This is a genomic window from Alkalimonas delamerensis, from assembly GCF_030717955.1.
GTDB lineage: Bacteria > Pseudomonadota > Gammaproteobacteria > Enterobacterales > Alteromonadaceae > Alkalimonas > Alkalimonas delamerensis.
The window spans coordinates 207,407-232,256 of sequence record NZ_JAUZVY010000006.1; the positions used below are offsets into that span (position 1 = coordinate 207,407).

Genomic DNA, 24,850 nt, shown 5'->3' on the forward strand with positions numbered 1-24,850 from the left:
AGAAAGATTTTATCAAGTGCCAAATGGCAAAGTAAGCCGGTAATGCAGCCCCTGGCCGGGCGCACTCTGCACCTCGATCTGGCCTTTAAAGCGCACCGTGACCAGGTTGTACACGATGTGTGCACCAAGCCCTGTGCCACCCAAGGAGCGTTTGGTGGTGTAAAATGGTTCAAACAATCGTTTTAAATCATCCGGTCCCATACCGCAGCCATTGTCACGATAATCCAGCTGCAGTTGTTGCCCTTGACGGCTCACTGTCAACGAAATCTTAGGCTCTGTCGTCTCAGCAAAGGCATGCCGGATGCTGTTCATCACCAAATTGGTCAGAATTTGCGCCAGAGCTCCGGCATCGGTGGTCCACTCGATGTTTTCAGGGCAGTTCAGCTCAAACTGACAGGCGATGGTTTTAAGCTGGGGCTGCAACGACAACAGCACATCTTGCAAATAGCCAGAGAGCTCGATATCCCGACTGCCATCGGCCGATTGATCGACCGACACCTGCTTAAAACTTTGCACCAGGGCGGCCGCCCGCTCGGTATTGACCTCCAGGATTTTCAGTCCATCGTGCAGATGCTGCAAAAACCGCTTGAACTGCGACTGCTGCAGCTTTTTTTCGGCAAAAGCGCTGTAAACCTGCTCAAACTCGGCTTTTAAATGACTGGTGGCCGTGACACAAATGCCAAGCGGTGTATTAATTTCATGGGCCACCCCGGCTACCAGCCCACCCAAAGAAGCCATTTTTTCCTGCGTGACCAGTTGCTGCTGGGTCTGTTGCAGACGGGTAAAGGTATCGGCATTGACCACAGCAATGGCGATGGTGCTGGCCAGAGTTCGCAGCAAATCCAGCTGCGATGCACTGTAGGCATTGGGGTTTGGGCTTTGCACGGAAAACACACCAACCGCCTGCTGATTGGCCATCAGTGGGATATAGAGCACAGACTGCATCGGCTCACCGCAAAGCGGCTGTGGCATGCTGCTAAAATATTTATAAAAATCGGAGCGCTGACTGACCTGGATCTCCTGACCCCGATTAAAACAAAGTGATGCCAAAACCTCAGAGTCTTTCGCATCAATACTGAAATTGGGGAGCTGCTGCCCATTTTCCTGCCAAAAAACAAACTCGATTTGCTCGAGTTGAGGCCGGTACAAACCAATCACCATCACGTGCACATCTATCAGCTCGCTCAACATCTGGTGACAACGGGACAGCACCTGATCCAACTGCAGCGAGGCGGTAATTTCACGACCGATTTGCTGCAACAGCATTAGATCTTTGTTGGATGCTTCCAGCGCATCGTGCTTCTCTTTTAGCTCCATAGTTCGCTTTGTCACCTGGCGCTGCAGCTCACGGCGCATAGCACGCTCAGCCTGCATTTTCAGATGCAGCCACAACCAAAGCGCAAACACTATTGCGGTGATCACCAACGCCCGAAACCACCAGGTCATCCACCAGGGTGGCAGCACCTGAATCGAGAGCAATGCTGGCTCCTGCCACTCGCCATTGCCCAACCTGGCTGCCACTTCAAACTGATAGGTACCGGGGGGAAGTCGGGTGTAGGTCGCAATACGCTCATTGGAGCTGGTAAGGATCCAGTCCCGATCAAACCCCTGCAGTCGGTAACGGTACTGCAATTGCTGCTGATGCAATAAAGAAGGTACTGCAAAGCGGATGCTAAACATATCTTCTTTGTAGCGTAGAACCAAGCGATCCAGGTAAGGCAATGCCTGAGGCAGTGAGCTGCTGCCTGGCTGCACAGTTTGATTAAATAAACTAAACCGGCTGAGCTGCACGGCTGGCATCGGCTGCTCACTGGGCAACGCCTGCGGTTGAAAATAATCCATACCACTGCTGCCCCCCCGATAAATCATGCCATTGTAAAGTTCCCAAGCGCCAATCCAGGTGGTTTCCTGCATACCATGCCATTGATTCAATTCCAGCAAAGTACCGCTGCCGGGTAACCAGTGATAACGATACAGCAAGCGAAACTCATCGGCTGCTACCAAGGCTTCATCAACCGACTCATCTGTCGGATAGGCCTTAAAAAATGGCGGCTCGGTGCGATCCAACCATCGATGATTCAGATTACCCGCCCGAACCCAGACATGACCATTTTGTAGGTAAATGAGCTGTATGCCATTAAAGACCAAACCATGCTCACTGCCATCAAATTGGCGCCAGTGCTGCCACTCGGTAAGCTCAGCATCACCGCGAAGCAAGCCCCTATCCAGTGAGCCCAACCAAAAGTACCCTTGTGGATCCATCACCATGCTGGTAATGGTATCAAAGGGTAACGGGTGTTGCTCAGAACCGGTGTGGTAATGACGCACCAACTGACGCTGCTGATCCAACAGGTACAACCCCGCGCCCCGACTGCCCAACCATAGACGTCCCTGTGCATCTGGGTAAAAAATGGAGATGGTTGGCGGCCCACCAATTTCCGGCAATGCTTGATGCTCCCAGACAGCGGTTTCAGGATACAAACGGTACAAACCACGGTCGGTGCCCACCCAAAGCCAGTCTTGCTCTTTTAATACAGCCCGGACCAGGCTTGGGCCTCTGTCATCCTCAGGCAATGCAAAGCGCTGCAACTTACCGGATAACGGATTGAACAAGGCAACTCCGGCTTCGCGATTGGCTATCCAGACCTCCTGCTCACTAACCGCCTCTATACCAAAAACATTGGCAGCACCCAGTAAGTTCGAATCCAGCCTTCCAAAAGGCAAGGTGCGCACCTGCTGTGCGACTGGCCCAAGCAGACTAAAGCCCGATTGGCTTAACAACCACAGTGTACCCTGCCCATCAAAATACAACCTGGTAATTGCAGAGTTACGCAAACCACTGGCAAACTCAGGGTGGTATTGAAACTGCTGCCAACGCTGACGGGCTGTTAAATACAACCAAAGGCCTTGCCCATCGCTGGCAACCCATATGTTGCCTGTTGCATCCAGGCCGATAGACGTCGCCCGGATCCGCTGCATGTTTTCTGGCATCGGCATCGGTTCGGGCTGCAAAGACGAAGGATTCATGCGCCAGAGCCCACCACCATACAAAGCAATAAGTAACCCTTTGTCTGGGTGTACGACCAGGCTAGTCGCAGAGTCATGGCTTAAATCGGAGTTTCCCGGATGCCAGCCTTGACCTTGTTGCAGCTGCGGATCCCATCGAATGATCCCACCTGTCGCACGGCCTTTGGTACGAAGCGGGGCATCCCCGATCGCTAACCACAACTGCTGGGCATCATCCATCCAGATATCATTGATATAAGCTGTCGAGACATCATCAATCTTACCTGGCAACTCCAAAGCCACAATGCGCTCTAGCTGCCGATCCCAATAGAATACCCCAGCACCATTGGTACCAATCCAGATTTGGCCAGCCGCATCCTGATACAACACTGAAATTTCATTCTGGGGTGCATCATCCGCATCGATGGCAAAGCGAAGTTGTTCAAAACGCTCTGTTGTTAAATTCAGTCGGTTCAAACCACCATAGCGTGTACCAACCCACAAGGTATCGGTACCCTCTACCAACAAACTGGTGACCCAATCGGCAGAAAGGCTGTTGCTGGTTGCTGCATCGGCCTGAAAGCGGGTCAAATCACCACCATCAAAGCGGTACAGGCCATGCTGAGTTCCCAGCCAAAGCATGCCATGATGATCCTGCGCGATACTGGTCGACAGTGGGGAAATATCAAAACTATCATTTAAATGAATAAAACGGCTGTAAACCTGAGGGGCAGACCAGCCAACGGAGCCGATGCATAGCAACAGCCACAGACAAAAATGACACAGCAGTGCTTGAAAACGACACCGAGGCATAACAGGTCTCACAGACTGGGATTTTTAAAGTATTGCAGTTGCGATCACCAAATTCAAATCAGGTGCAATTATAATAATGATAACCATTTGCATTTAAATTCTCTTTTTGCTACGATCGCTCTTGTCGGGAAACTGGCGTACGCTTCACAGCGTTTTTTCCTGGTCGTTGTTAACTTGTCCTGCATTTTGGGGCAGCAATAGCTGCCCCCTTTTTTTCGGTGCTGACGATGCTTTTCTCTGTGCTTTCCCACCCATTGCTGTTGCTACTGGCTGTTGTGCTGTTGGCCGTTGTCCTGCGGTATAGTCATCATGCAAAAACACACTTATTGTCCTCAGCCAAAGGGCTGGAACAGCTTAGCCTGTTGGCTTTTTTCAGCCTGGTTGGCTTGCTTTGGCTTACCCCCCTGGCCTTTGGCTGGTCATTTGTGTGGTTGTGGTGTCTGTGCACGCAATTGCTGTTGTTGGCGGTGCGTCAGCTTCAGCGGCGACCGCTGAAACCGGATGCCAAAGCACCAGCGGACTGGCTGATTGGCTACGCCAGCCAATCTGGCACCGCCGAGCAACTGGCCAGGCACAGTGCTGCCCAGCTGATGCGCTCTGGCAAGCGGGTGCAAACCCTGCCGCTTAATGCGCTGGCTGCGACCCCTTTGCAGCAGTTTCAACAAGCCTTGTTTATTGTCAGTACCTATGGGGAAGGCGAAGCCCCGGACAATGGCCAGCAATTCTTGCAGCAAGCCCGGCAGCAACAACTGGGCTTATCGGGTCTGAACTTTGCGGTGCTGGCGCTTGGCGATCGCAGCTACCAGCACTTTTGTGCTTTTGGTCACTGGCTGCACCAGTGGCTGACGCAGCAAGGTGCTTCGGCAATGCAGCCCTTGCTTCCCTGGGATCAAGGGCAGCGGGACACAACGCCCTGGCAACAGTGGCAGCAGTTATTGCAGCAGCTGGGGGCCAGCCAAATCCAGCCAACAGTCAGCCCCAGCTGGCTTAAGCTGCCACTGAAAAGCCGCTACTGCACCAACCCTGGCAGCCAGGGCAGCCCCTGCTTTGTCGTCAAGTTTCCCCGTACCACCGAGATGAACTGGCAAGCCGGCGATCTTCTTGAAATCCAGCCAGAGCACAGCCGCTGTACCGTTGCCCTTTGGCTCACCGAGCATCAGGTCTTTGGCTGCCAGACCGTACGGTTTTATCAGCAGCAACTGCCTCTTTGTCGCGCACTGGCACAAATCGAACTGCCAGCACAGGGACCCTCAGAGCAGGAGTCGCTGGAACAATGGTTACAGCAACAACCCTTGCTGCCCCTTCGCAGTTATTCCATTGCCAGCATTGCCGATGAAGGCGAGTTGATGCTGCTGGTACGGCAGGTGAAAAAGGCGGATGGCTTAGGCTTGGGCTCTGGCTGGCTCACCAGCTATGCGTTGGAAGGTCAGCCGGTGCAGTGCCGTCTGCGGACACATCCAAACTTCCACCTGCCAGAGGATGACAGGCCCCTGATTTTTATCTGCAATGGCACCGGCATCGCAGGCATCCGCGGCTTACTGGCAGAGCGGGTGAAGCGGGGGCACCAGCAAAACTGGCTGCTGTTTGGCGAACGTCAGCACAAGGTGGATAATTTTTTTGCCAAAGATCTGCAGCTGTGGCAGCAGCAAGGCTTTTTACCGGAGCTGGACCGGGTGTTTTCACGCGATGCTGGTGACCCATGTGATGCTAGTAACGAACGCTATGTGCAGCACCGGCTGGCCAAACGCTTACCCGAACTCAAGGCCTGGTTGGCGCAAGGCGCTGCGATGTACCTGTGTGGCAGCCTGGAGGGCATGGGGCAGGCTGTGGATGCATTGCTGCGCCGTGAGCTGGGGGATGCCCAACTCACGGAGCTGCAGCAACAGGGACGCTACCGACGCGACCTGTACTAGAGCGGGCTGAAACGGATCCGGCCCTGTTGCACCGCCATATTCAGCGGCATTTGCATCAGCAGCCGCTGGGTGGCATCGTTTTCATCCAGCCGGTACACCGGCTGTTCCTGCAACCAGGCATTGACCAACTGCAACACCTCGGTGCTGAGCGGCGCCAGATTGCCACGATAGCCGGCTGCATCGACGGTCGAGTCCAGCAAGCGCAGATTGCGTAAAAACACCGCCTTTTGCTCGCCATCGTAGTAAGGCGAGGCCTCTATCTGCAGCGCCAGACTGGCCGGGTAGTGCAGCCCGAAGGCTGAAAACACTGCACTGGCAGTCGTTCCAAGCCGAACGGTATCGCTGTTGTCCGGCCCAATCTGCACCTGCATATCCTCCACCGCCAGCGCCACCGGCATGCCAGCAAGCCGCACCTGTTGTTGCAGTTGATCCAGCTGCCGCAGCATCAATTGCTGCAATTGCTGCTCGCTCACGCTGTAACTGGTGAGCTCACTCACCTGAGCACAGGCGGTGAGCCCTAATACCACAAACAACATCACTATGAATCGGCGCATCTTTATTCTCCATTTTTAACGTGAGTGCTCTTTCCAGTTAATTCCGACTGAATCCGTCATAATTAACTGGAAAGAGCACTAGTCTGATCCCTATCAAGGAAAAAAACCGCATCACTGTCTAAGCTATTGCTAATGCAGTTTGAAAGTTAGGTTCCCCGATGTCTCAAATACCATCCGTAGAAACCATACTGGCCCGTTACCCGCGCTCGGAGTTTATCACCTCCAAAGACATCGCACATCTGATTTCCGGGCACAGTATCCCGACAGAGCAAGCGGCTCGGCAGCTATTGAACTGGCTTAAACCCCTGCAATCCGACACCCCGATGCTGCTTATCGGTGCCGGCAGTGGTTATCTGGCTGCGCTTTTAGCCCAGTGCGTACCCGAGCTGATTGTGCTGGATAAAAACCCCGCCTGCATCGCCATCGCCATGCGGCATCTGCAACGATTAAATGTTCGTAATATGGAGTTCCTGGTGGGTGATGCCAATCGGCTCATCCAGCTAGAGACCCCAGTTCAGCTGGTCGTAGCCACTTGCCTGTTGCAACGGTTGGATGCAGTACTGCCGGTGCTGGTCGAGCAAGGCTGGCTGCTCCGGCTCGAAGGTGAGCGCCCTAACCAGACATCAATGGTGCTGTATCAGAAAAATCATCAGCAGTTGGTTCGACAAAAGAACCTGGGGCCTTTGCTGTTGCAACAAGCGCCGACAGCCATTCAGCTTGATATCGACTCCACACCCGAACTGGAGCAGTTGCAACAAGCCGCCAGAGCCACAAAGCAACCGGTGGCCGATGGACTGCAGCAACAACACACGCAACAGCTGCCCACACTGGAGGCCATAGCAGAACAGCGCGGATGGCCACTGCTCTCTGCACATCAGGTGCTGGAACAGCTGAACCCAGCCCTGTTTATTCAGTTCTCCCGAACTTTTCTCGACCACCACCGTGTCCTGCCGGTATGCCAACTGGACAAACAACTGCTGTTGATTACCGATACGCCACAGCTGGACACCACCGATCTGGAAAAAATGAACGGCAGCGCCGGTATCACCATGGCGCTGGTCAGTGCCACTGACTTTCGCCGTATTTGGTCGCACCTGGATGTCAGCAGTCGCGGTCAGCAGATACCGGAACCTGTGCGCAAGGAAACCGAGTCCGCTCCGGCCAGCCCGCAGACAGGTCAACCGGTGATCAGCCCCTATCTGGTCTCGGTGTACGAAGCCATACTACTGGAAGCGGTCAGTGAACGGGCCAGCGATGTCCATCTGGAGTTTTACCGTCACAAAGTTCGGGTTCGGCTGCGGATAGACGGCGACTTGCATGATCTGGAGCACTACAATCTAAGCGCCAAAGACTTGGTTGGCTTGGTCAACATCATCAAAATTCGCGCTGAACTCAACATCGCTGAGCATCGCTTGCCGCAAGGAGGCAGAGCCCTGCTGCAGTGTGCCGGCGACAGTTACGATTTACGCATACAGACCCAACCCGCCCTGCACGGCGAGCATGTCATTATTCGTTTGCTGAAGCACACAGGCCGGGCGATGACCATGCGTGAACTGGGTATGTCAGGCAAAGTCGCTCAATACTATCAGCGCCTGCTCAATAACCCGGCAGGCCTGGTGTTGGTGGTCGGCCCAACGGGTTCCGGCAAGTCCACCACCTTGTATGCCGGGCTGCAAGAGCTGGCCGATGATGGCCGGCGCAAAGTGATTACCGCCGAAGATCCGGTGGAGTACTCCATCGACAACATTCAGCAAACCCGCATCCGGCCTGACATTGGTTTTGCATTTCCCGATGCCGTCCGCTCTTTTGTCCGGCAAGATCCGGATGTGATCCTGGTGGGGGAAATCCGCGATCATGAAACCGCCCAGGAAGCCATCCGTGCTTCGCAAACCGGACACCTGGTGCTGTCCACCTTGCATTGCAATGACGCGGTCGATGCGTTGCAACGCCTGTATGATCTGGGTATCCACCCCAACTCCATTGCCAGTGAATTGCTGGCGGTGATCGCCCAGCGTCTGGCAAAACGCATCTGCCCGCATTGCCGCCATGAAATCGAACCCGACCCACTGCTGCTGGAGGAGGTGTTCCCAGATGGCATCCCTGCCAGCTTCCGCAGCTTTGCAGGCAAAGGCTGTGAACACTGCCATCAGCGGGGGACCAAAGGCCGGGTAGCGGTTATCGAATACATGCAGGTAAACAGTGCCATCCGCAATGCGATTTCCAAGCAGCAGCCTGTGGCCGAATTGCGCTGGCAAGCGCTGGACTCAGGCTTAATTACCATGCGCGACAGTGCACTCGACCTGGTGATCGCCGGCGTCATCCCTTTATCCGAACTGCCCAGAATTTTACCGGCAGAGCGCATGGCTCCAGAACAGCGTGGAGGAAGCCGCTGATGACAACCCAATCCGCCACTCAACGCACACCGGCAGAAATCGCCTATGCCAGCGAACTGCAGCAACTGAAGCAGTGGGATCCGATGACGCCACCACCGGGCTGGCAACTTTCGCCTCAGGCCGTCGAAAAATTTATTCTTGGCTGCTCAAAGCTTGGCATAGAGCGTAAGTTTGTCGCCGATCCCGGCATTGTGACCCGTATCGTGGTGGCCCTATGCACCCACAGAGGCAGCTTGCTGGTCGGTGAGCCTGGCACCGCAAAGTCTTGGCTGTCGGAGCTGCTCACAGCCGCTATCTCCGGCGATTCCAGCCTGATTATTCAGGGCGGCGCTGTCAGCTCCATCCATCAATTGCTGTACAGCTGGAATCAAGCCATTCTGAGTCAAAAAGGGCCCTGCCTGGAGGCGCTGGTACCCAGCCCGCTGTTTCGAGCGATGCAACAAGGCAAGTGCGTCCGGTTTGAGGAGTTGTCGCGCTGTCCACAGCCGCTGCAGGACGCGACCTTGTCCCTGTTGTCCGATCGGGTGATTACCATCCCGGAGCTCTCCGGTGAGGACGGTGTGCTGTATGCCCGCCATGGCTTTAATGTGATTGCCACCGCCAACAGCGTTGATCAGGGACTGCATCAGATGAGTGCAGCCTTAAAACGACGGCTTAGTTTTGAGCACATTCGTCCCATTCGGCAGCTGGATGATGAAATTGCTGTGGTGTTGCAGCAAACAGAAAAACTCAATCAACAAGCCGGTATTGAGCTGACTTTGGATCACGCACCTTTTGCAATGCTGGTCACCATCTTCCATGAGCTGCGCAATGGTCAAACCCTGGACGGGCGCAGCACCGACCGACTGGCTGGAGCCGCGATGTCGACCGCCGAAGCCGTATCCGTAGCCCACACTTTTTGTCTGCATGCCTGGTATTACCATCAAGGCGAGCTAAAAATTACCGAATTGCTGCATTTCTTGCTTGGCTCAGCCTTAAAAGACAACCCGGAAGACCGGCGACGGTTGCAGCACTACTTTGAAACCGAAGTGGCAGAGAAGCAGGGCCAGCACTGGCAGCAGCTTTATGCAGCGCGCCACCTTATCTAACCAAGGAGCTATGTTATGTTACAACCTAAATCATTGGTCCTCATTAACTACCGGCGCTTGTTCCCGGAGGATGACAGCCGCTTTTTTCTCGGTGAAGTCGAAGCCTACCAGGATGGGATCGTGAAGGTGAGTGGTCACACCATTTTGCGGGATGGTGTCAGCGGCACCATGAAAGAAAAAAGCGATCGCCGCACCAAGCTGTTTTCCATCAGCTCCGGTACCCTGATCGTGTACGAACTGCCAGCCAATCTGCAGTTGAGCGATTTGCACTTTCAATCTAAAGGAGTGCGGCTCAGCCTGACCGATCAGGCCAGCTTTTCGATGGATCTCACCGAGCGCATGACCTAGCCGCTGAAACATTTTGCAATAATTAATGATTGTTTTTCGATAATTAATTATTGCCCATCAAATCAATTTCGGCTTTAATGCGAGTGTAAACAACACGCATGGAGTCGCTTATGTCCAATTCACTGAAACAACAAACCCTGGTCGCCATCCTGTTTTTGATGTTCGGCGGCCTGATGCTGGGCTATGAACTTGGCAGCTGGCTCGCCAATGGTCACTGGCGCTTTAGTTTGCTGCTGCTTGTTGCCCCAGCAGCAATTGGTTATGGCCTGCATTTGCTGCGCCCCGCACTGAAACAGCTTGATCACTATCTGAATAATAACTGAGGCCAAGCATGATTATTCAACAGTACGCCAAAGTACTCTACCAGCGCAGCCGTTTGGTGATCTGGGCCTTGCTTGCTTTTAGCCTGGTGCATACCGTCGCCTTGCTACCGGACCTGCTGTTTCCACCAGAGCAGCTAGACCGGGCCCAGCAACGGGCGCTGTGGCTGGCCCAGCTGGTCAGCGCCCTTGGACTGGGCCTGATTATCCAGCGCTTGCTGCTCAGCGCATCTCAGGGCCAGCTGTTCCAGCCAGCAAGCCGCGCCCTGTGGATGCAACTGGCCAGCGGTTGCCTGGTAGCAGCGCTGTTTCCCGCCCTATTTCTTTGCAGTTTATTGCTGTACTGGGGCCAGGAGCTGCACCTGCTCACCTTGCTGGCGCAGCTAAACCTGCCGCTGATTGGCCTGGGCTGTACCGTGCCGCTGGCTGTTGCCAAGCTCAAGCTGAGCGCGCAACTGGAAGACGAGCAAAACCTTACCATCTGACTACAGACGAGAACTTGATGGCGATTACCGTAAATCTGGATGTGATGCTGGCGATCCGCAAAATGAAATCCAACGAGCTGGCGGAGCAAATTGGCATCACGCCACAAAACCTTAGTGTACTGCGCAGCGGCCGGGCAAAAGCCATTCGCTTTAGCACCTTAAGTGCCATCTGCCGGGTGCTGGAGTGCCAGCCGGGCGATATTTTGGCCTACACCGAGACAGAACAAGATAAAAATCCGGAGGGAACCGATGAGCTATAAACCAGCCCTGGTGCAGCAAATTGATGGCCATCAGGTCGAAGTACGGTTGAATGGTTTAACCGGTCGTGAAACCGTGCTGGTGGATGGCGAGGTGAAAATCAACCGGCTGAACTGGACCATGAACAGCAATTATCTGGTCGAGTTAAATCCAGGCAAGCACATCCGCATTCGTATAGAGCCCGGCCTGATGAATACCATCAAAGTTGAATTTATGCGCGGTGGTGCTCTGCTCAGTCAACAGGAAATCGTACTGTTCGAAGGCGCCGATCAGAAGCAGTTGGCAGAGCCTGAAAACGCCGCCTGGCTGGCCGAGCTGAAACTGCCTTTTGTGCTGACGTTGCTGATACCACTGGCCATGATGGTGGCGCTGCTGCTGTTCGATGCCCGCAATGTGCTGGTGCCGCTGCTAAGCTTGGCTGCGCTTTGCCTGCTGTGCCTGTTCTGGCTGTTCAAGCCACCATTGGCAGCCAACAAGCCTTCATCCTCCTCACCGCTCAGCTACCTGGGCCATACCTTACCCCGAGCATTGGTACTCGGCATGAGTTTTGGCGGCACTGTTGGTTACAGTGTTGCTGTCTTGAGTGACAGCATTGGGCGTTTGCTGGGCAGCGCCTAATACCAACTCAAGCTGCAGATGCAGATCTCTGCCGCTGCCTTATGGTATGCTCTGACCGTTACCAGGGGACCGCCAGCACTGTGCTGGTGTAAAACAACGAGAAACGACCATGCTGCTTATTTTAAAACTGATTGCCGGCATAGTGCTTGGCATGCTGTTGGGGCTCTATGCCCCGACGGTGCTGACCCAACTGCTAATCACCTTCAAAGGCCTTTTTGCTCAGCTGCTGTTTTTTACCATTCCGCTGCTGATCCTGTTTTTTATAACCAGCGGTATTGCCAATTTGCCGCAAAATTCCGGCAAGCTGCTGGGCCGCACTTTGGGCACCGCTTACCTTTCCACCATTTTAGCCGGCAGCCTGGCGTTTTTTATCGCCGCCTTGCTGGTGCCGATGCTGGCAGGCTCGGCAGATGCCGCGGCGACCAGTGGCAATGGCACTGTGCTGAGCCCCTTTATCGAGCTGGCCATTCCGCCGGTGTTTAATGTGATGACGGCGCTGGCGCTGGCCTTTATTTTTGGTCTTGGCATTGCCGCCACCAGAGCCGAGCAACTGAAACAATTATCCGATCAGGGCCGGGATGTCATTCAGCTGCTGCTGACCAAGGTGATTATCCCACTGTTGCCGTTTTACATTGCCGGTGTCTTTGCTGAGATGGCGGTGGCCGGTACAGTGTTTGCTACCCTGAAAACCTTTGGTGTGGTGTTGCTGCTGTCGATTGCACTGCACTGGGTCTGGATCTTTGCGCTCTTTACCCTGGCGGCCATCAAAGCTGGCCGCTCGCCATTTGGCCTGGTGAAAAACATGCTGCCCGCCTATTTTACCGCCCTGGGAACCATGTCGAGCGCCGCCACCATTCCGGTATCGCTTGAGGCCACCAAAAACAATGGTGTCAAAGACGACATCGCCAACTTCACGGTGCCACTCTGTGCCACCACTCATTTGGCCGGATCCACCATTACGATTGTTGCCTGCGCGGTCGCGGTGATGGTGATGCAGGATGGCCTGGCCATTCCATCGTTTATCACCATGCTGCCCTTTATCCTAATGCTGGGCCTGGTGATGCTGGCTGCGCCAGGGGTACCGGGCGGCGCCGTGATGTCGGCCGTTGCCTTGCTGATTTCGATGCTGGGTTTTGGCGACGCCGCCATTGCGCTGATGATAGCGCTGTATATGGCACAAGATAGTTTTGGCACCGCCTGTAATGTGACCGGCGATGGGGCTATTTCCGTGTTGGTGGATAAAGCCAGCTGAGTATGTTTACCGAAAGGCCCGCCGATACTGTCGGTGGGCTAGCCAACAGCGTCTGGATTACCAATAACTAAGCGGTACGATTCACCGTACAAGGATTGGTAATTCAATATTATCTGCAGCCTATCAAACATAGCACTAAAGGCTTGCTCTTCTTTGAAGCAGGGCTCATTTTGTGTTCTTAGTACAACTTGCCGATCCTCTACTTTATAAAAGCGACTAATATTTCCTCTGGTATAGCAATCAGGGTCCTCTCCTAAAGCCATTAAAAAAGCAACAATGTTTGGGTAAGATTTCCCATCCACTTTATACTCAACAGTTGTTACCTGGGCTGGCCCCATACCTTGGTTGTAGATATAAAGCCCCCAGCGCCCCTCACGGCGATCATACTCAAATGCCATTTCCAGGTAAGGTCGTAGCGACAGCTTATTGTGTTGCTGCATGCTGTAACTTTGCCAGATGGAAATCACCAAAGCACAAACCGCGATCAGCATCGAGCTGAGTGCGGTGTACTTTTCCCAGTTAACATTTTTTTTGGCCGGTTCACTCATTTTATGATCACTCATTGCGCAGCGCCTTCACCGGATCGGTTAGCAGCACCCGTCGCAGTGGCACAAAGCTGCAGAGCAGGGCGGCCAACGCCAACAGCGCCAGCAAGACCGCTACCAGACTCCAGTTGGCTTGAAACATCAGCTCGGGTTGGGTGCGGCTGATGCCGGCCAGAAAAAAGAAGCAGGAAAAGCCCAGCAGCAGCGCCGCCGCTATTGGCTGCGCCAGCTTAACCAGGTTGTCTTTTAGCAATTGCTTTAAGCTGGCCCCCATCGCCATTTCTACCCCTAGCTGATACCGCCGGGCCTGCACCAGATAAATCACTATACCGGCAATACCGGCCAGCACCGTCAGTAGGCTCATCAGTGCCAGGGTAGCCGCCAAAGCCGCTGCCAGCCGGTGTGCCAGCGAAAAGCGATGAAAAGCGGCCGCTACCGTAGTGAGTTCAATTAAATCGAGCCGTGGATCCTGCTGGCGCAGCAGCTCCAGCAAAGCGGTATCGGTTAAGGCGTCACCGGGATTCAGCTTAAGCAGATAGCTGTAGTCACGCCAGCCGGGATTTTCTGACGGGTAAAACACTTCATCCACTTCATAGCTGGGGTCGCCGGGGAAGTTGGTATTGGCCACCACGCCGATGATTTGCCGCTGGGTACTGTCCTGATAAATGGATAGCGTTTGCCCCAATGCAGGCTTGCCGGAAGTGCGGGCAATGCGATCAGCCAATCGCTGATTAATAATCAGCGGGTAATGTTCCAGCCCGACTTGCTCGGCAGTAAAATCCTGACCACTCAACTCAAGACCATAAAATTGGAAGTAACCTGGCAGCACCCGAATGATACGGGCCGAGGTGATGACTTCCCCTTGCGCGTTGCTAACCGTATCCTGATTACGCACCCGGGGGGCGCGCGGCTCAGATACCGCAGTAACTTGTTGCACCTGAGGCAAAGCAACCAGATTTTGCAGCAAGGCCCGATGTTGGTTTTGCCGCTGCTCGCGGTTGTCCAAGTCGCTGTAGTTGACTGTAATGGACCACAGCTCAGTGCTGTCGATACCAGTCGGTCGGTTGGCTTCTGTCCAGGTGGCAACAAAGACATGGGCGGTCGCCAGCAGCACCAGCAAAGACAGCATCAGCTGCACCCCGATTAAAGTATGCGCCACCCCTTGCTTGAGCTGCTTACCGGCCCCTTTGCCACTGCTTTGCAAACTGGCCATCAACTGCTGCTCGCGCACACCGCTAAGCTCAATCCAGCTAAACAGCAAGGCGATCACAAGCAGCACCAGGGCAGTGAGCAGCAACATCATGCCATCAATACGCAGCGCACTGATGCGTGGCAGTTGCTCACTGGCCACATTGGCAATGACGCCAAAACCCAACCAGGTCAACAGCAGCGCCAGCAAGCCAGCCCCGGCCAGCAAGGCGATATTGTGGCGAAACACCTGCAGAAACATTTGCTTTTTGCTGGCACCAAAGGCGTAGCAGACCGCTAGCGGCTGCAGCCGCTTGACTGCCCGAGCCAGCTGCATGCTGGATAAGTTGACCAGTGCAATTAAGGTAAGCAGCGACACCCCGGCCATCAGCATCAACACCAAACGGCCGGAGTCGCCCTGAATTTGTTGGCGCAGTGGTACCACTTTGCCGTAATACTCAAACACTCCTTGAAAGTCAGGATGCCGCTCGGCTGAGGCTTGCTTTAACAGCTGGTAAGCTTCGGCATTGGCCTCTTGCACGCTAACGCCTGGCTTTAACCGGCCTAGCGCAGCAAAACCTCCCGAGTAGCCATCAAAACCGCGAATATCAACAAACTCATCCATATCCAGCGGCAGCCAGATGGCTTCATGCGCATCGGTAAAACCCGGCAACTCCAGCGCCTGTTTCACCACCCCTATCACGGTAAACTGGCGCTGATTGAGTTGAACGCTTTGGCCGATAATATCCGGCCGAGCGCCATAATGCTGCTGCCAGATGGCCTGACTGAGCACTACCGAGGGCTGCTTATTGCCCATTTGTTCTTGCTCGTTAAAAAGCCGACCCAATAAAGGCTCTACCCCCATCACCTCAAAAATATCGTGCGCGCCAAACAGAACCGGAACGCTTGGCCGTGTTGGCTGATCCAGCAGCTTGTACTCCGTTTGAAAGCTAAAATACACCGCCATCTGCTGCAGAAACTGACTTTTTTCCTGCAGGTCAAACAAAGTCTGTACATTGCTGGCTTGATGCACGGCTCCCTGATAATTCAGCTCACCGCCGACAAAATAAAGCTCGCGATCATTCTGATAAGGCAGGGGCGCAAAGAAGGTAATATTGACCAAACTCAGCACACTAAATAGCAGTGTCAGGGTAAAGACCAGGCTGACCACGACGGTCAAATAGTAGTGCCGGGATTGCTGAAAGCTGCGCCAAAGCATTGGCCAGATTAGCCGCCCATTCATGCCACTTGCTCCTCTGCATCAGTCTGCAGTGCCTCGGCGGCGACCACCTGACCATCCAGCAAATGGATCTGTCGGTGCGCCATAGTGGCGTAGCGCGGGTCGTGGGTGACCAGTACGATGGTGGTGCCCTGGCGGTGCAAATCGGCCAGCAATGCCATTACCGCATCGCCATTTTTCGAGTCCAGGTTACCGGTCGGCTCATCCACCAGCATAATGCCGGAGTCGGCCGCTAAGGCCCGGGCAATCGACACCCGCTGCTGCTGACCACCGGATAGCTGGTTAGGAAAAAGTGCCGCTTTATCGGCCAGACCCACCTTTTCCAGACACTCCAGCGCCCGTGCCTGGCGCTGTTTAACACTGTCGCCACGGTATTTCAGCGGCAGGGCGACATTATCCAGCACGCTGTATTCATCAATCAGATTAAAGGCCTGAAACACAAAGCCAATACGGCGGCTGCGCATCTGCGCCCGCTGCTCGGCATTCATATCCGACACCAGTAGGCCATCGATGTAATACTCACCACTATCAGCAGTATCCAGCAGCCCCAAAATATTGAGTAAGGTAGATTTACCACAGCCAGAAGGGCCGCAAATCGCCACGTAGTCACCTTCGTGCACGCTAAAACTGACGCCATTGAGCACCGCTTGCTGTTGCTGGCCGGATTGAAAGACTTTTTTCAGTTGTTTTACTTTGAGTACATCGGTTTTCATCGTTCAATCCTTACTGAGTCAGTTTCAGTTGCCGCACACTGCTATCAAGCTGCAGATCGCTGATAATAATACGGTCGCCCGGGTTTAAGCCCGACACCACTTCGATTTGCTGGCCAGATACCTTGCCAAATTGCACCGGCACCCGGCTGGCCACTTGATTGGCATCCAGTTTAAACAGCTCAACCCGTGCATCTTCGGCCACCCCAGCCGGGCGGTCGACAAAGCTGACCTGGCCACGGCTTTGGCCATGAATGCGCGCATCCACCATCTGCATTGGCCGGATATCGGCGGATAATTGCTCGGGCAATAAAATATCCACCTGCACCGCGCCATCGGCCACCACAGGATCTATCCGCACCACCTGACCGGTGACAATGCCATGGCGGGTATCAACTTCAGCCGTAGCCCCTGTTTGCAACAGCCGTACCTGCATTTGCGGCACTTTGACCTCGGCGACCAAAGGCGACAAGCTGCCAACCAGCGCCAGTTCATCGCCAACATTGACGCTCTGGCCCAAACTGACCGGCAAGCGCTGCAGCACACCAGCCAAACCTGCCCGCACCACCAATTGCTGCAACTGACTGGTAGCATTGGCAAGCTCGGCTTCCGCCTGCTGAATATCTTCTTGCTGGATCAATAAATACTGCTGATGCACTTCCTGCAAGGTGGCGAGCTTTTGTTGCTCCAATTGATAGCGCTCGGCCAGCTGCTCAGCCCGGGCCCGGCTGCGCCTGGCATCCATCGCCGAAATAATGCCGGCTTCAGCCAGCGGCGCTTCGGCTTCTACCTGCAAAGCGGCCAGCTCGGATTCGGATTTCAGTTCGGCCAAACGCGAGCTTTGCTCCAAAATTTCGCGTTGCTGTTCCAGCGCCAGCCGGCGGCTGTTGCTGCGCTTGTTGTGCAGATTGGCCAACGCCTGCTGAGCGGCAATTTCTAAGGCAGGATTTTTTAACGTCAGGATCACCGTATCCGGCTCGACCACGGCACCCGGGCGCAACTTAATTTCATCCACCGTCGCCATGCTGCTGGCAGTCAGCAAACGCTGATTTTGCGATTGCAAGCTGCCATAGCCGGTCACGCGCTGGATAAAGTCGCCACTTTGCACCGTCGCCACGCTGACACTGGATGCATTCATATAATGCAGCCCACCGGCAAAGCCGATGCTCCAGCCGCTGATTAGCAATAAAGCAGACACCAAACCAACAGCGCTGTAGACCAGCGTACTTAAATTGGCTTTCACTCCCCCCCCAAATTAACTTTGCATATTAATTTCTTTACAATTGAGAGTATGGAAAAAAGGCAGGTAGCACAATAATTTTTTTCATTTTTCACAACTTGACGCCACCCCCTCTACTTGATGACAATAAAGTGGAGATAGCAAGCTAACAGATCTGTGAATAAGTGACTTCAAATAGATGGGTAGTCTTTGGGCATAAGCTACCCCCAATAGACAGCTGCCATTCCAAGGAAAAAGCAGGCCAAACAGTGCTCTTTATCAGTTAACTCTGGAGCATTGGGAAATCAGTCTAACTTCACAGCGCTTGCTAATCAGCCCAGCTAACTAACAAATCCGACTATTGACACTTTTTGCTGTATTCATTGATAAAGCTCTATGCCCTTCAAAAAGAAAAGCCTGGTCACCCAGGCTTTCACTGCAAAAAGGTAGAAGCTTAACAGCCATCCGAGGGGTCAACCAGGTCAGGCAAAATATCATACCAGCACTCACCATGCCGCACGCTGCGGGATATGCAGTTGCTGGCAGGTCCCGCTTCACCACATAAACGGCCGATGATGCGGGTCCCTGTCCCTGGGCGGTTGTAAATATTGGCTCTACGAAAGTTGGACTCAATAAAGCCCAACACATCCTCTGGTGAATTGCGACCACCAAATACTTCGATCCGCTCAACATCAAAGGCTGCTGTTAAACTGGCCAGATATTCCTCACTTACTGCATCGTCGTTGTCCAGTGCAGCTATGACCTGCTTTAAATAAACCTGAGCGTCTTTGTAATTACTGATGGCCAGATTCCGCAGGAGAGTGCCGGCACGAACCAGATCCACATCGGTACCGACGCCACTCATGTACAGTTGCGCTAAAAAATACTGCGAGGGTACATGTGCTTGAGCCGAGGCTTGCTCCAGCAGCGCAATGGCTTTGGCATCAAGCTCTGGAGTCTCCTGTTGCAACCACAGCATGGCCTGATGTTTTAATGCTGGATTGTAATCACGACCTACGGCCCGCGCCAAAAACATATCGGCTCTCTCACTATTCTGGGCCAGGTGGACTCCCTCTCGATACCAGTTCGATATCAGCAACTCAGAGGCTGGATCACCCCGGTTGGCCGCTCGGCGCAACAATCGCACAGCCTTCGCGGAGTCTTGCTCCACGCCATCACCATTCGCATAAGCAGTTGCCACCACTATGGCTGCTAAGGTACTGCCATGATTGGCACGACGCTCAAGATGCCTTAACGTATTGACACAATCTTCGGTATCGCAAAAGGCCTGAACACTCTCATCCGTTGCATGCGCAGGTACAGCAAAAGCCGAAACTAGGCACAAAGTAGCGGCCATTGTTAAGATTTTCATAATTTCATCCTCAAATAATGACTTTTATTTGTAGCAACAAATAAACAAAAAATCAAATTTGAGAACAACGTATCTTGCCGGCCCTGCGGAACAGGACCGGTAAGATGGTTAGGCTTTTTGCTTCACTGGCCGCTGCCAGTCGGTGATATGGCGCTGTTTGGCGCGGGCGACGACCAGTTCGTGGTCACCGGCGTCTTTGGTCAGCACTGAGCCTGCCGCTATGGTGGCGTTTTCACCGACCGTGACCGGTGCCACCAGGGCGCTGTTGGAGCCGATAAAGGCACCGTCTTTGATGGTGGTCACAAACTTATTGGCGCCGTCGTAGTTGCAGGTAATGGTACCGGCACCAACATTGACCTTAGCACCGATGATCGCATCACCCAAGTAAGTCAGGTGATTGGCTTTGGAGCCTTTGCCAAGGGTGGTTTTTTTCATCTCGACAAAGTTGCCGACATGGCTATCATCCAGCATCACGCTGTCTGGCCGCAGGCGGGCATAAGGGCCCACCGAGCAATCAGCGCCGACAGTGGCTTTTTCAATCATCGAGTTGGGTTTAATTTCGGTGTTATCACCGATAGTACAGTCTTTTAGAATACAGTTAGCGCCGATGGTAACACCTTTACCCAGCACCACGCGGCCTTCAAAAATCACGTTGATATCGATCATTACGTCATTGCCTACTTCAACCGTACCGCGCACATCAATACGCGCCGGATCGCGCAAGTTAGCACCAGCCAGCATCAGCTCTTCAGCTTGGCGTTGCTGGTAAGCACGCTCTAACGCGGCTAATTGCACTCTGTTGTTGGCACCTTCCACTTCCATCGGATCTTGCGGCTGGGCAGTGGCAATTTCAACGCCTTCGGCGTGTGCCATCGCAATCACATCGGTGAGGTAGTATTCGCCCTGGGCATTGTTGTTCGATAAGCGGCTTAACCAGTTTTTTAACTGCTTGCCGGGCAGCGCCATAATGCCGCTATTAACTTCATTGATTTGCAGCTGCTCGGGCGTGGCGTCTTTTTGCTCAACAATGCCAACCACCTTGCCGTTTTCACGCACAATGCGGCCATAGCCGGTTGGGTTGGTCAGATTAACAGTTAGAATGGCCAAACCATCAGCAGGTTTGACTGCCAGCAGTTGCTGCAGAGTTTCCAACCGGGTTAAAGGCACATCGCCGTACAACACCAGCACGGTATCCTCATCGGCGATATTCGGCACCGCCTGCGCCACCGCATGGCCGGTGCCCAGTTGCTCGGCCTGCAGCACCCAATGCAACGCCTGCTCGCCAAGTGTGCTTTGTAACGCTTCAGCACCATAGCCATAGACCAGCTGCGGCTTATCGGAGCCCAAAGCGCGGGCGGTATCAATCACGTGCTGCACCATCGGCCGTTCGGCCACACGGTGCAATACCTTGGGCAAGTCCGATTTCATCCGTGTGCCTTTACCGGCCGCCAGTATCACTACATTCAATGCCATAACGATGCTTCCTTTGTTCGTAATGGCACTATTCTACCGAAATTACCGCCCGATTACAGGGCATTTACCCCTGTGGACGCAGCACAAAGTTTTGCTGTTGGCTAAGCGGCTCCATATCCTCCGGCTCAATCAGCTCAAAGCCAACCCGAACCTTGGACGGATACAAACTGGGATAGCTGATCGAGGTTAAGCGAATGCCAATGCTGCTGTCATGGCTTTGCAGCACAAAGTCTTTCGACAGTTGCAACTGGTGGGCATGGCGCTTTTGGGTCCAGAAGCTTAGATCCATGTCACCCGTGCTGGCTAAGGAAGCCGGCTGCCACAGCTCCGGGCTTAGCGTCACTCTGGGCGTTTGATACCATTGCCAGCCATACAGAGAAGCTAGGCTCAGCACCGGGCTTCCCAACAGCAAGGCGATAAGCAGGCGCCGCTTAGACATAACCTAGCCAGTTGATCAGGATAAATGCCAGCAGATTATTCGCCGCATGCATTGCCATCGGCACATAGACCGAACCGGTTTTTTCCCGCGCCAGTCCCAGAATTAAGCTAAAGCTAAACAGCATGGCCAAAATTAACAGCGGGTACTGGCCGGCGTGGATCAAGGTGAACAGTACCGAGGTCAGCAACAAGGTACCCCACAAACCCAGAAAGCTGTTGCGCCAGGCTTGAAAGAAGTAGCCACGAAACACCAGTTCCTCTAGCACCGGCGCTACCAGCACCATGGTGACAAAAAGCCCCAGATGACGCACCCCCACCAGGGCTTCAATAAACTCCCCCGACTCTACCGGCCACAACCAGTTGATCAGCCAGGCCGACGCGTAATACAGCGCAAAAGCACCCAACCAGGGCAAGTAGCGCTTGGCCGCGACCGGTGTTAATGCCAAGGTTTGTGTCCAGCGCTGCTGCGGCAAGCTGGCTGCTTTAAGCAACACCAGCAGCACAGGGATGGCGGTCACCAAATACATCCAGGTGATGCCATTGGGGCTGATCAAATGCGCACTTATCCAGGCCTGGCTCTCTGCCTGTGACAAATCCGGCTGAGTGGCGGTACCATAAATCACAGCGCCAATGCCATACACAAATGCCGCTACAAAGTAAGTCACCACCATGGCCAGCAAAAACTTGATGGAACGGCTAAAAGGTTGAGCCGTTGTCGATGTTTGCGGCTGCTCAATGGCTTCAGCTGCCGGCGCTTCGTTCAGTGTCTGAGTTGTCATGTTGTGTTCCTTGTTATCAAAGCGGCAGGTACCAGCCCAATGGCACCATGGTATTGAGCAGCGCAATCAGCCCCTGCTGCAGAGCCAGGCACAGCAACAACCAACAGCCATAGCTCAAAATGGGCATGCATTTATTAATCACTGGTTTCATAAAGTGCTACCTGCCATGTTTTATTCTTTAGTTGCGCTCTGGCAACACCAGCTGGATGGACTGCTGCAACAACTGTTTTACTTGCTGCTGCAATTGCTGTTTCGTGCTTTGCTTTAGCACTACCAGTTGGTCTTGCAGTTGTTGTCGTAAATCCTGCTGAATGTATTGTGTCAGTTCCGGCAAAGCATCGTCTTGCCCAGTTAGTTCCGCAGCAGTCAAAGGTAAGCTGCTCACAGACAAAATGGCGATAGCAGCGGCATAGCGTTTTAGTGATGTTTTCATAGGTGCCTCCAATGGCGTTTGTTTAAGACAACGCCAGCTTAGGCAGAGCAGGGTACAAAGACGATAACGGTGGCAGGACTTTGCTGTGACAAAGTAGGGATTTAGGTTATAACCAAGTTATAACCTATAAAGAAACAATAAAATCATAAGGCTGTAACTATAAACTACTACAAAGGCGCACCCTTCAACCGCACCACCTTGCTCGCACCCTCTGGGCTCTCACGGTAAAGCAGCTGATTATCGGCCACACTAAGGTGCATTAATGCGTGGAAATCTGGCGGTAATGGTATATCAGTCATTTGCATTGTTTGCAGATCCAACTGATAGGCATAATAGCTCAGGTCAGGCTGCCTCGTTACAGCAATTAATTGGTCATTCACCAGCATGCTGCGCACTGGAAACAAACTCGGCACTTGCAAAGGCAGCGGTTTTAAAGGCTCCATATCTGGCGTGAGCAACCAGTACAGGCCATGCTGATCCCGTGCTACATACTGCTGCTGCCAGGGCGCCAGAAAGCGGTAGCCCGGCAGCAATACTTCTTGCTGGTTTTGCACTAAGTCATAGCGACTAACCTGCCAGCGGCCGGAGCGCTCCTCGCCAAAGTAGACTGCATCTTTTGTCAAATACGCCTGATGCCGATCAACCTTCTGCTGCGCGCTGGTCAGGTAACGTAGTGCACCACTGGATGTATCCAACACGGCCAACCGCTCTTGCTTCAGCAAATAAATTAACAGTTTTTCTGCTTGCTGCTGAATGACCCGTAGTGACTCAAGCGCCACATAAACCTGCACTTTTTCACCCGACTGGGCATGGTACTGAAACAACATCGACTGCTGCCCGTGTTGCTCTACCAGCCAGTACCAGCTTGCTTGCTGGCTAAAAGTTAGCTGATCTGCCGTATCCGGTAAATTAAAGAGCCGCTCGGGCCGGGCTGGCACCCCCTGCTGCTGTCGATAAAAGCGGCCAGGCTCAGCCTTGGGGGAAGTAATACCAAACCAGTCGCCGCTGTTACTGCGTTGTAATTGCTGCCAGGGCGCGGCAATAGCCATGGTATCGAGTTGCTGACTGCTTAGATCGAAGCGAAAGAGCGTCGGCTCAGCCACGCGACTCAGTAGTAGCTGTTGATCATTCAGCCATTCCAAAGAGTGAAAATCGGCGGCAAGCGGGAACTGCTGCAAAAATTCATGGCTGCTGGCATCAAATAGCAATACCTGAGCCATGACAGTCGCCGCATTACGACGCAACATAGCTATCTGTTTGCCATCAGGTGACAGCCGGGCACTTATGTCATAGGTATCTCTCTGAGAGCTGACACTAAAGGGCCGCCAGCTATCCTGCTTAAGATGGTACAGATAATAGCTTGATGACGCTGGTTCTGACATCGCTGCAATTAAGATCTGATCATCACTCAGAACTAAATAATGCCCAACGAAAATATAGTCACTGCTTTCAATACGACGGGGCGGCTGGCTTAGGTCGTCCAGTTGCTGCAAATAAAGCTGACTGCCGCTATCATCCATAGCGCTGTAGATGATTGTGCGGCCCTGCTGGACAAACGCAGCATACAGTACGTTGTCCATCGCCGTTGCTATACGCTGAACTGCGCCTGTTTTTACCTGCAGTAAGAACAAGCCTGGGGTGTTGTCCAGCGTACCGGTAAAGACCAGCTGCTCACTATCGTGGCTGACGGCCAGGGTAGATTTACGCCCTGGGATATCCAGCAGCACTTCGTAAGGTATCGCCAGTGGCGTGGGTTCAGGTGTAGTTCGTAGCCAGCCGTTGAATAGCAGCCACAAAAGCAGTACAACAAGCACACCGGCGCTGCTAGCCAGTAGCCATTTGCGGCTGACTAGCGGGAACACGGTGCGTGCCGCCGTTGCCGATTGAGTCGGACTTTTCACAGCGTCAACTGATGCAAGCTCTTGTTCAGATGGCTCAGCCTGGTTCGCAGGCTCTGCTTGGCCTACTGCAGTGGCAGCCATAACCACCGGCTCCACCAGCCACTGATAACCCCGCTTCATGCCCGAGCGGATAAACTTGGGTTGTTCGCGGTCGGTGTCATTCAAAAGCGCCCGCAATTTGCTGATGGTTCTTCGTACAGCGGTGTCACTGACAATACGGCCTACCCAAACTTCATCATGCAACTCCTGCAAGCTGACATAGCGCTCGCGGTGCGCCAGCAAATAACACAGCACATCAAACACCCGCGGCTCCAGCTGAATTAGGTCATCACCACGGCGCAGCGCTTGCTGCACGGTGTCGAGCACAATGTCGTTGAGTTGAAGCTTCGAAGGGAGATTGGTTGACACTAAAAGCAAACCGCTGTGGTTATTTGTTGCACCGATTATATACCTAAGTGACTTCAAGATGCGAGTTTCAGAGTCGCTGGGCGCTTTCAATGCAAG

At 53.6% G+C, this 24,850-nt stretch carries 22 protein-coding genes; 9 read left to right on the forward strand and 13 right to left on the reverse strand.

What is annotated here, in order from left to right; translation table 11 throughout:
• Nucleotides 1-12: 12 nt before the first annotated feature.
• On the reverse strand, nt 13-3,819 hold the full coding sequence (locus Q3O59_RS14025; RefSeq protein WP_305946181.1) for an ATP-binding protein: 3,807 nt from the start codon (nt 3,817-3,819) through the stop codon (nt 13-15).
• Between the two features lie 227 nt (nt 3,820-4,046).
• Between Q3O59_RS14025 and Q3O59_RS14030 the strand changes: the two genes are divergently transcribed.
• Nucleotides 4,047-5,732, forward strand: a complete 1,686-nt coding sequence (locus tag Q3O59_RS14030; protein ID WP_305946182.1) for a sulfite reductase subunit alpha — start codon at nt 4,047-4,049, stop codon at nt 5,730-5,732.
• Here the strand turns inward: Q3O59_RS14030 and Q3O59_RS14035 are convergent.
• Entirely contained in the window at nt 5,729-6,286 is a 558-nt protein-coding gene (locus tag Q3O59_RS14035) for a YceB family lipoprotein (RefSeq protein WP_305946183.1), read from the reverse strand. The two genes, Q3O59_RS14030 and Q3O59_RS14035, sit on opposite strands and share 4 nt — an antisense overlap.
• A gap of 158 nt (nt 6,287-6,444) precedes the next feature.
• Between Q3O59_RS14035 and Q3O59_RS14040 the strand changes: the two genes are divergently transcribed.
• From Q3O59_RS14040 to Q3O59_RS14075, 8 genes are all read left to right on the forward strand, one after another.
• Nucleotides 6,445-8,679: an ATPase, T2SS/T4P/T4SS family gene (locus tag Q3O59_RS14040; protein WP_305946184.1), complete on the forward strand. Its 2,235-nt coding sequence runs from the start codon at nt 6,445-6,447 to the stop codon at nt 8,677-8,679.
• On the forward strand, nt 8,679-9,767 hold the full coding sequence (locus Q3O59_RS14045) for an ATP-binding protein (protein WP_305946185.1): 1,089 nt from the start codon (nt 8,679-8,681) through the stop codon (nt 9,765-9,767). The genes Q3O59_RS14040 and Q3O59_RS14045 overlap by 1 nt, the downstream gene beginning before the upstream one ends.
• A 15-nt stretch (nt 9,768-9,782) precedes the next feature.
• The gene (locus Q3O59_RS14050; RefSeq protein ID WP_305946186.1) at nt 9,783-10,115 is read left to right on the forward strand and encodes a hypothetical protein; all 333 of its coding nucleotides are present in this window, start codon (nt 9,783-9,785) and stop codon (nt 10,113-10,115) included.
• A 110-nt stretch (nt 10,116-10,225) separates the two neighbouring features.
• Nucleotides 10,226-10,438, forward strand: coding sequence for a hypothetical protein (locus Q3O59_RS14055; RefSeq protein WP_305946187.1), 213 nt, complete (start codon nt 10,226-10,228; stop codon nt 10,436-10,438).
• Between the two features lie 8 nt (nt 10,439-10,446).
• Complete coding sequence (locus tag Q3O59_RS14060) at nt 10,447-10,920, forward strand: hypothetical protein (RefSeq protein ID WP_305946188.1); 474 nt, start codon at nt 10,447-10,449, stop codon at nt 10,918-10,920.
• Nucleotides 10,921-10,937: 17 nt separating this feature from the next.
• Complete coding sequence (locus Q3O59_RS14065; protein ID WP_305946189.1) at nt 10,938-11,180, forward strand: helix-turn-helix domain-containing protein; 243 nt, start codon at nt 10,938-10,940, stop codon at nt 11,178-11,180.
• Nucleotides 11,170-11,796, forward strand: a complete 627-nt coding sequence (locus Q3O59_RS14070) for a hypothetical protein (protein ID WP_305946190.1) — start codon at nt 11,170-11,172, stop codon at nt 11,794-11,796. The genes Q3O59_RS14065 and Q3O59_RS14070 overlap by 11 nt, the downstream gene beginning before the upstream one ends.
• 109 nt (nt 11,797-11,905) lie before the next feature.
• Nucleotides 11,906-13,048, forward strand: coding sequence for a dicarboxylate/amino acid:cation symporter (locus Q3O59_RS14075; protein WP_305946191.1), 1,143 nt, complete (start codon nt 11,906-11,908; stop codon nt 13,046-13,048).
• Nucleotides 13,049-13,086: 38 nt separating this feature from the next.
• Here the strand turns inward: Q3O59_RS14075 and Q3O59_RS14080 are convergent, their stop codons facing one another.
• The 11 genes from Q3O59_RS14080 to Q3O59_RS14130 all read right to left on the reverse strand — a co-directional run bounded on the left by Q3O59_RS14080 (nt 13,087) and on the right by Q3O59_RS14130 (nt 24,754).
• Nucleotides 13,087-13,611, reverse strand: a complete 525-nt coding sequence (locus Q3O59_RS14080; protein WP_305946192.1) for a DUF8453 domain-containing protein — start codon at nt 13,609-13,611, stop codon at nt 13,087-13,089.
• Nucleotides 13,604-16,024 (reverse strand): ABC transporter permease, encoded by a 2,421-nt coding sequence (locus tag Q3O59_RS14085; RefSeq protein ID WP_305946193.1) that lies wholly within the window; start codon nt 16,022-16,024, stop codon nt 13,604-13,606. The genes Q3O59_RS14080 and Q3O59_RS14085 overlap by 8 nt, the downstream gene beginning before the upstream one ends.
• On the reverse strand, nt 16,021-16,734 hold the full coding sequence (locus Q3O59_RS14090; RefSeq protein ID WP_305946194.1) for an ABC transporter ATP-binding protein: 714 nt from the start codon (nt 16,732-16,734) through the stop codon (nt 16,021-16,023). Before Q3O59_RS14090 ends, Q3O59_RS14085 begins: the two co-directional genes overlap by 4 nt.
• Nucleotides 16,735-16,744: 10 nt before the next feature.
• The gene (locus tag Q3O59_RS14095) at nt 16,745-17,974 is read right to left on the reverse strand and encodes an efflux RND transporter periplasmic adaptor subunit (RefSeq protein WP_305946195.1); all 1,230 of its coding nucleotides are present in this window, start codon (nt 17,972-17,974) and stop codon (nt 16,745-16,747) included.
• Between the two features lie 430 nt (nt 17,975-18,404).
• Nucleotides 18,405-19,322: a tetratricopeptide repeat protein gene (locus Q3O59_RS14100; RefSeq protein ID WP_305946196.1), complete on the reverse strand. Its 918-nt coding sequence runs from the start codon at nt 19,320-19,322 to the stop codon at nt 18,405-18,407.
• A gap of 108 nt (nt 19,323-19,430) precedes the next feature.
• Nucleotides 19,431-20,795: a bifunctional UDP-N-acetylglucosamine diphosphorylase/glucosamine-1-phosphate N-acetyltransferase GlmU gene (gene glmU / locus Q3O59_RS14105; protein WP_305946197.1), complete on the reverse strand. Its 1,365-nt coding sequence runs from the start codon at nt 20,793-20,795 to the stop codon at nt 19,431-19,433.
• A gap of 64 nt (nt 20,796-20,859) precedes the next feature.
• Nucleotides 20,860-21,234, reverse strand: coding sequence for a hypothetical protein (locus Q3O59_RS14110; protein WP_305946198.1), 375 nt, complete (start codon nt 21,232-21,234; stop codon nt 20,860-20,862).
• Nucleotides 21,227-22,012 (reverse strand): CPBP family intramembrane glutamic endopeptidase, encoded by a 786-nt coding sequence (locus Q3O59_RS14115; protein ID WP_305946199.1) that lies wholly within the window; start codon nt 22,010-22,012, stop codon nt 21,227-21,229. Before Q3O59_RS14115 ends, Q3O59_RS14110 begins: the two co-directional genes overlap by 8 nt.
• 16 nt (nt 22,013-22,028) lie before the next feature.
• Entirely contained in the window at nt 22,029-22,163 is a 135-nt protein-coding gene (locus Q3O59_RS14120) for a hypothetical protein (protein ID WP_305946200.1), read from the reverse strand.
• Nucleotides 22,164-22,190: 27 nt separating this feature from the next.
• Nucleotides 22,191-22,445, reverse strand: a complete 255-nt coding sequence (locus Q3O59_RS14125; RefSeq protein WP_091342789.1) for a hypothetical protein — start codon at nt 22,443-22,445, stop codon at nt 22,191-22,193.
• A 167-nt stretch (nt 22,446-22,612) separates the two neighbouring features.
• Nucleotides 22,613-24,754, reverse strand: a complete 2,142-nt coding sequence (locus Q3O59_RS14130; protein ID WP_305946201.1) for a winged helix-turn-helix domain-containing protein — start codon at nt 24,752-24,754, stop codon at nt 22,613-22,615.
• Nucleotides 24,755-24,850: the final 96 nt, after the last annotated feature.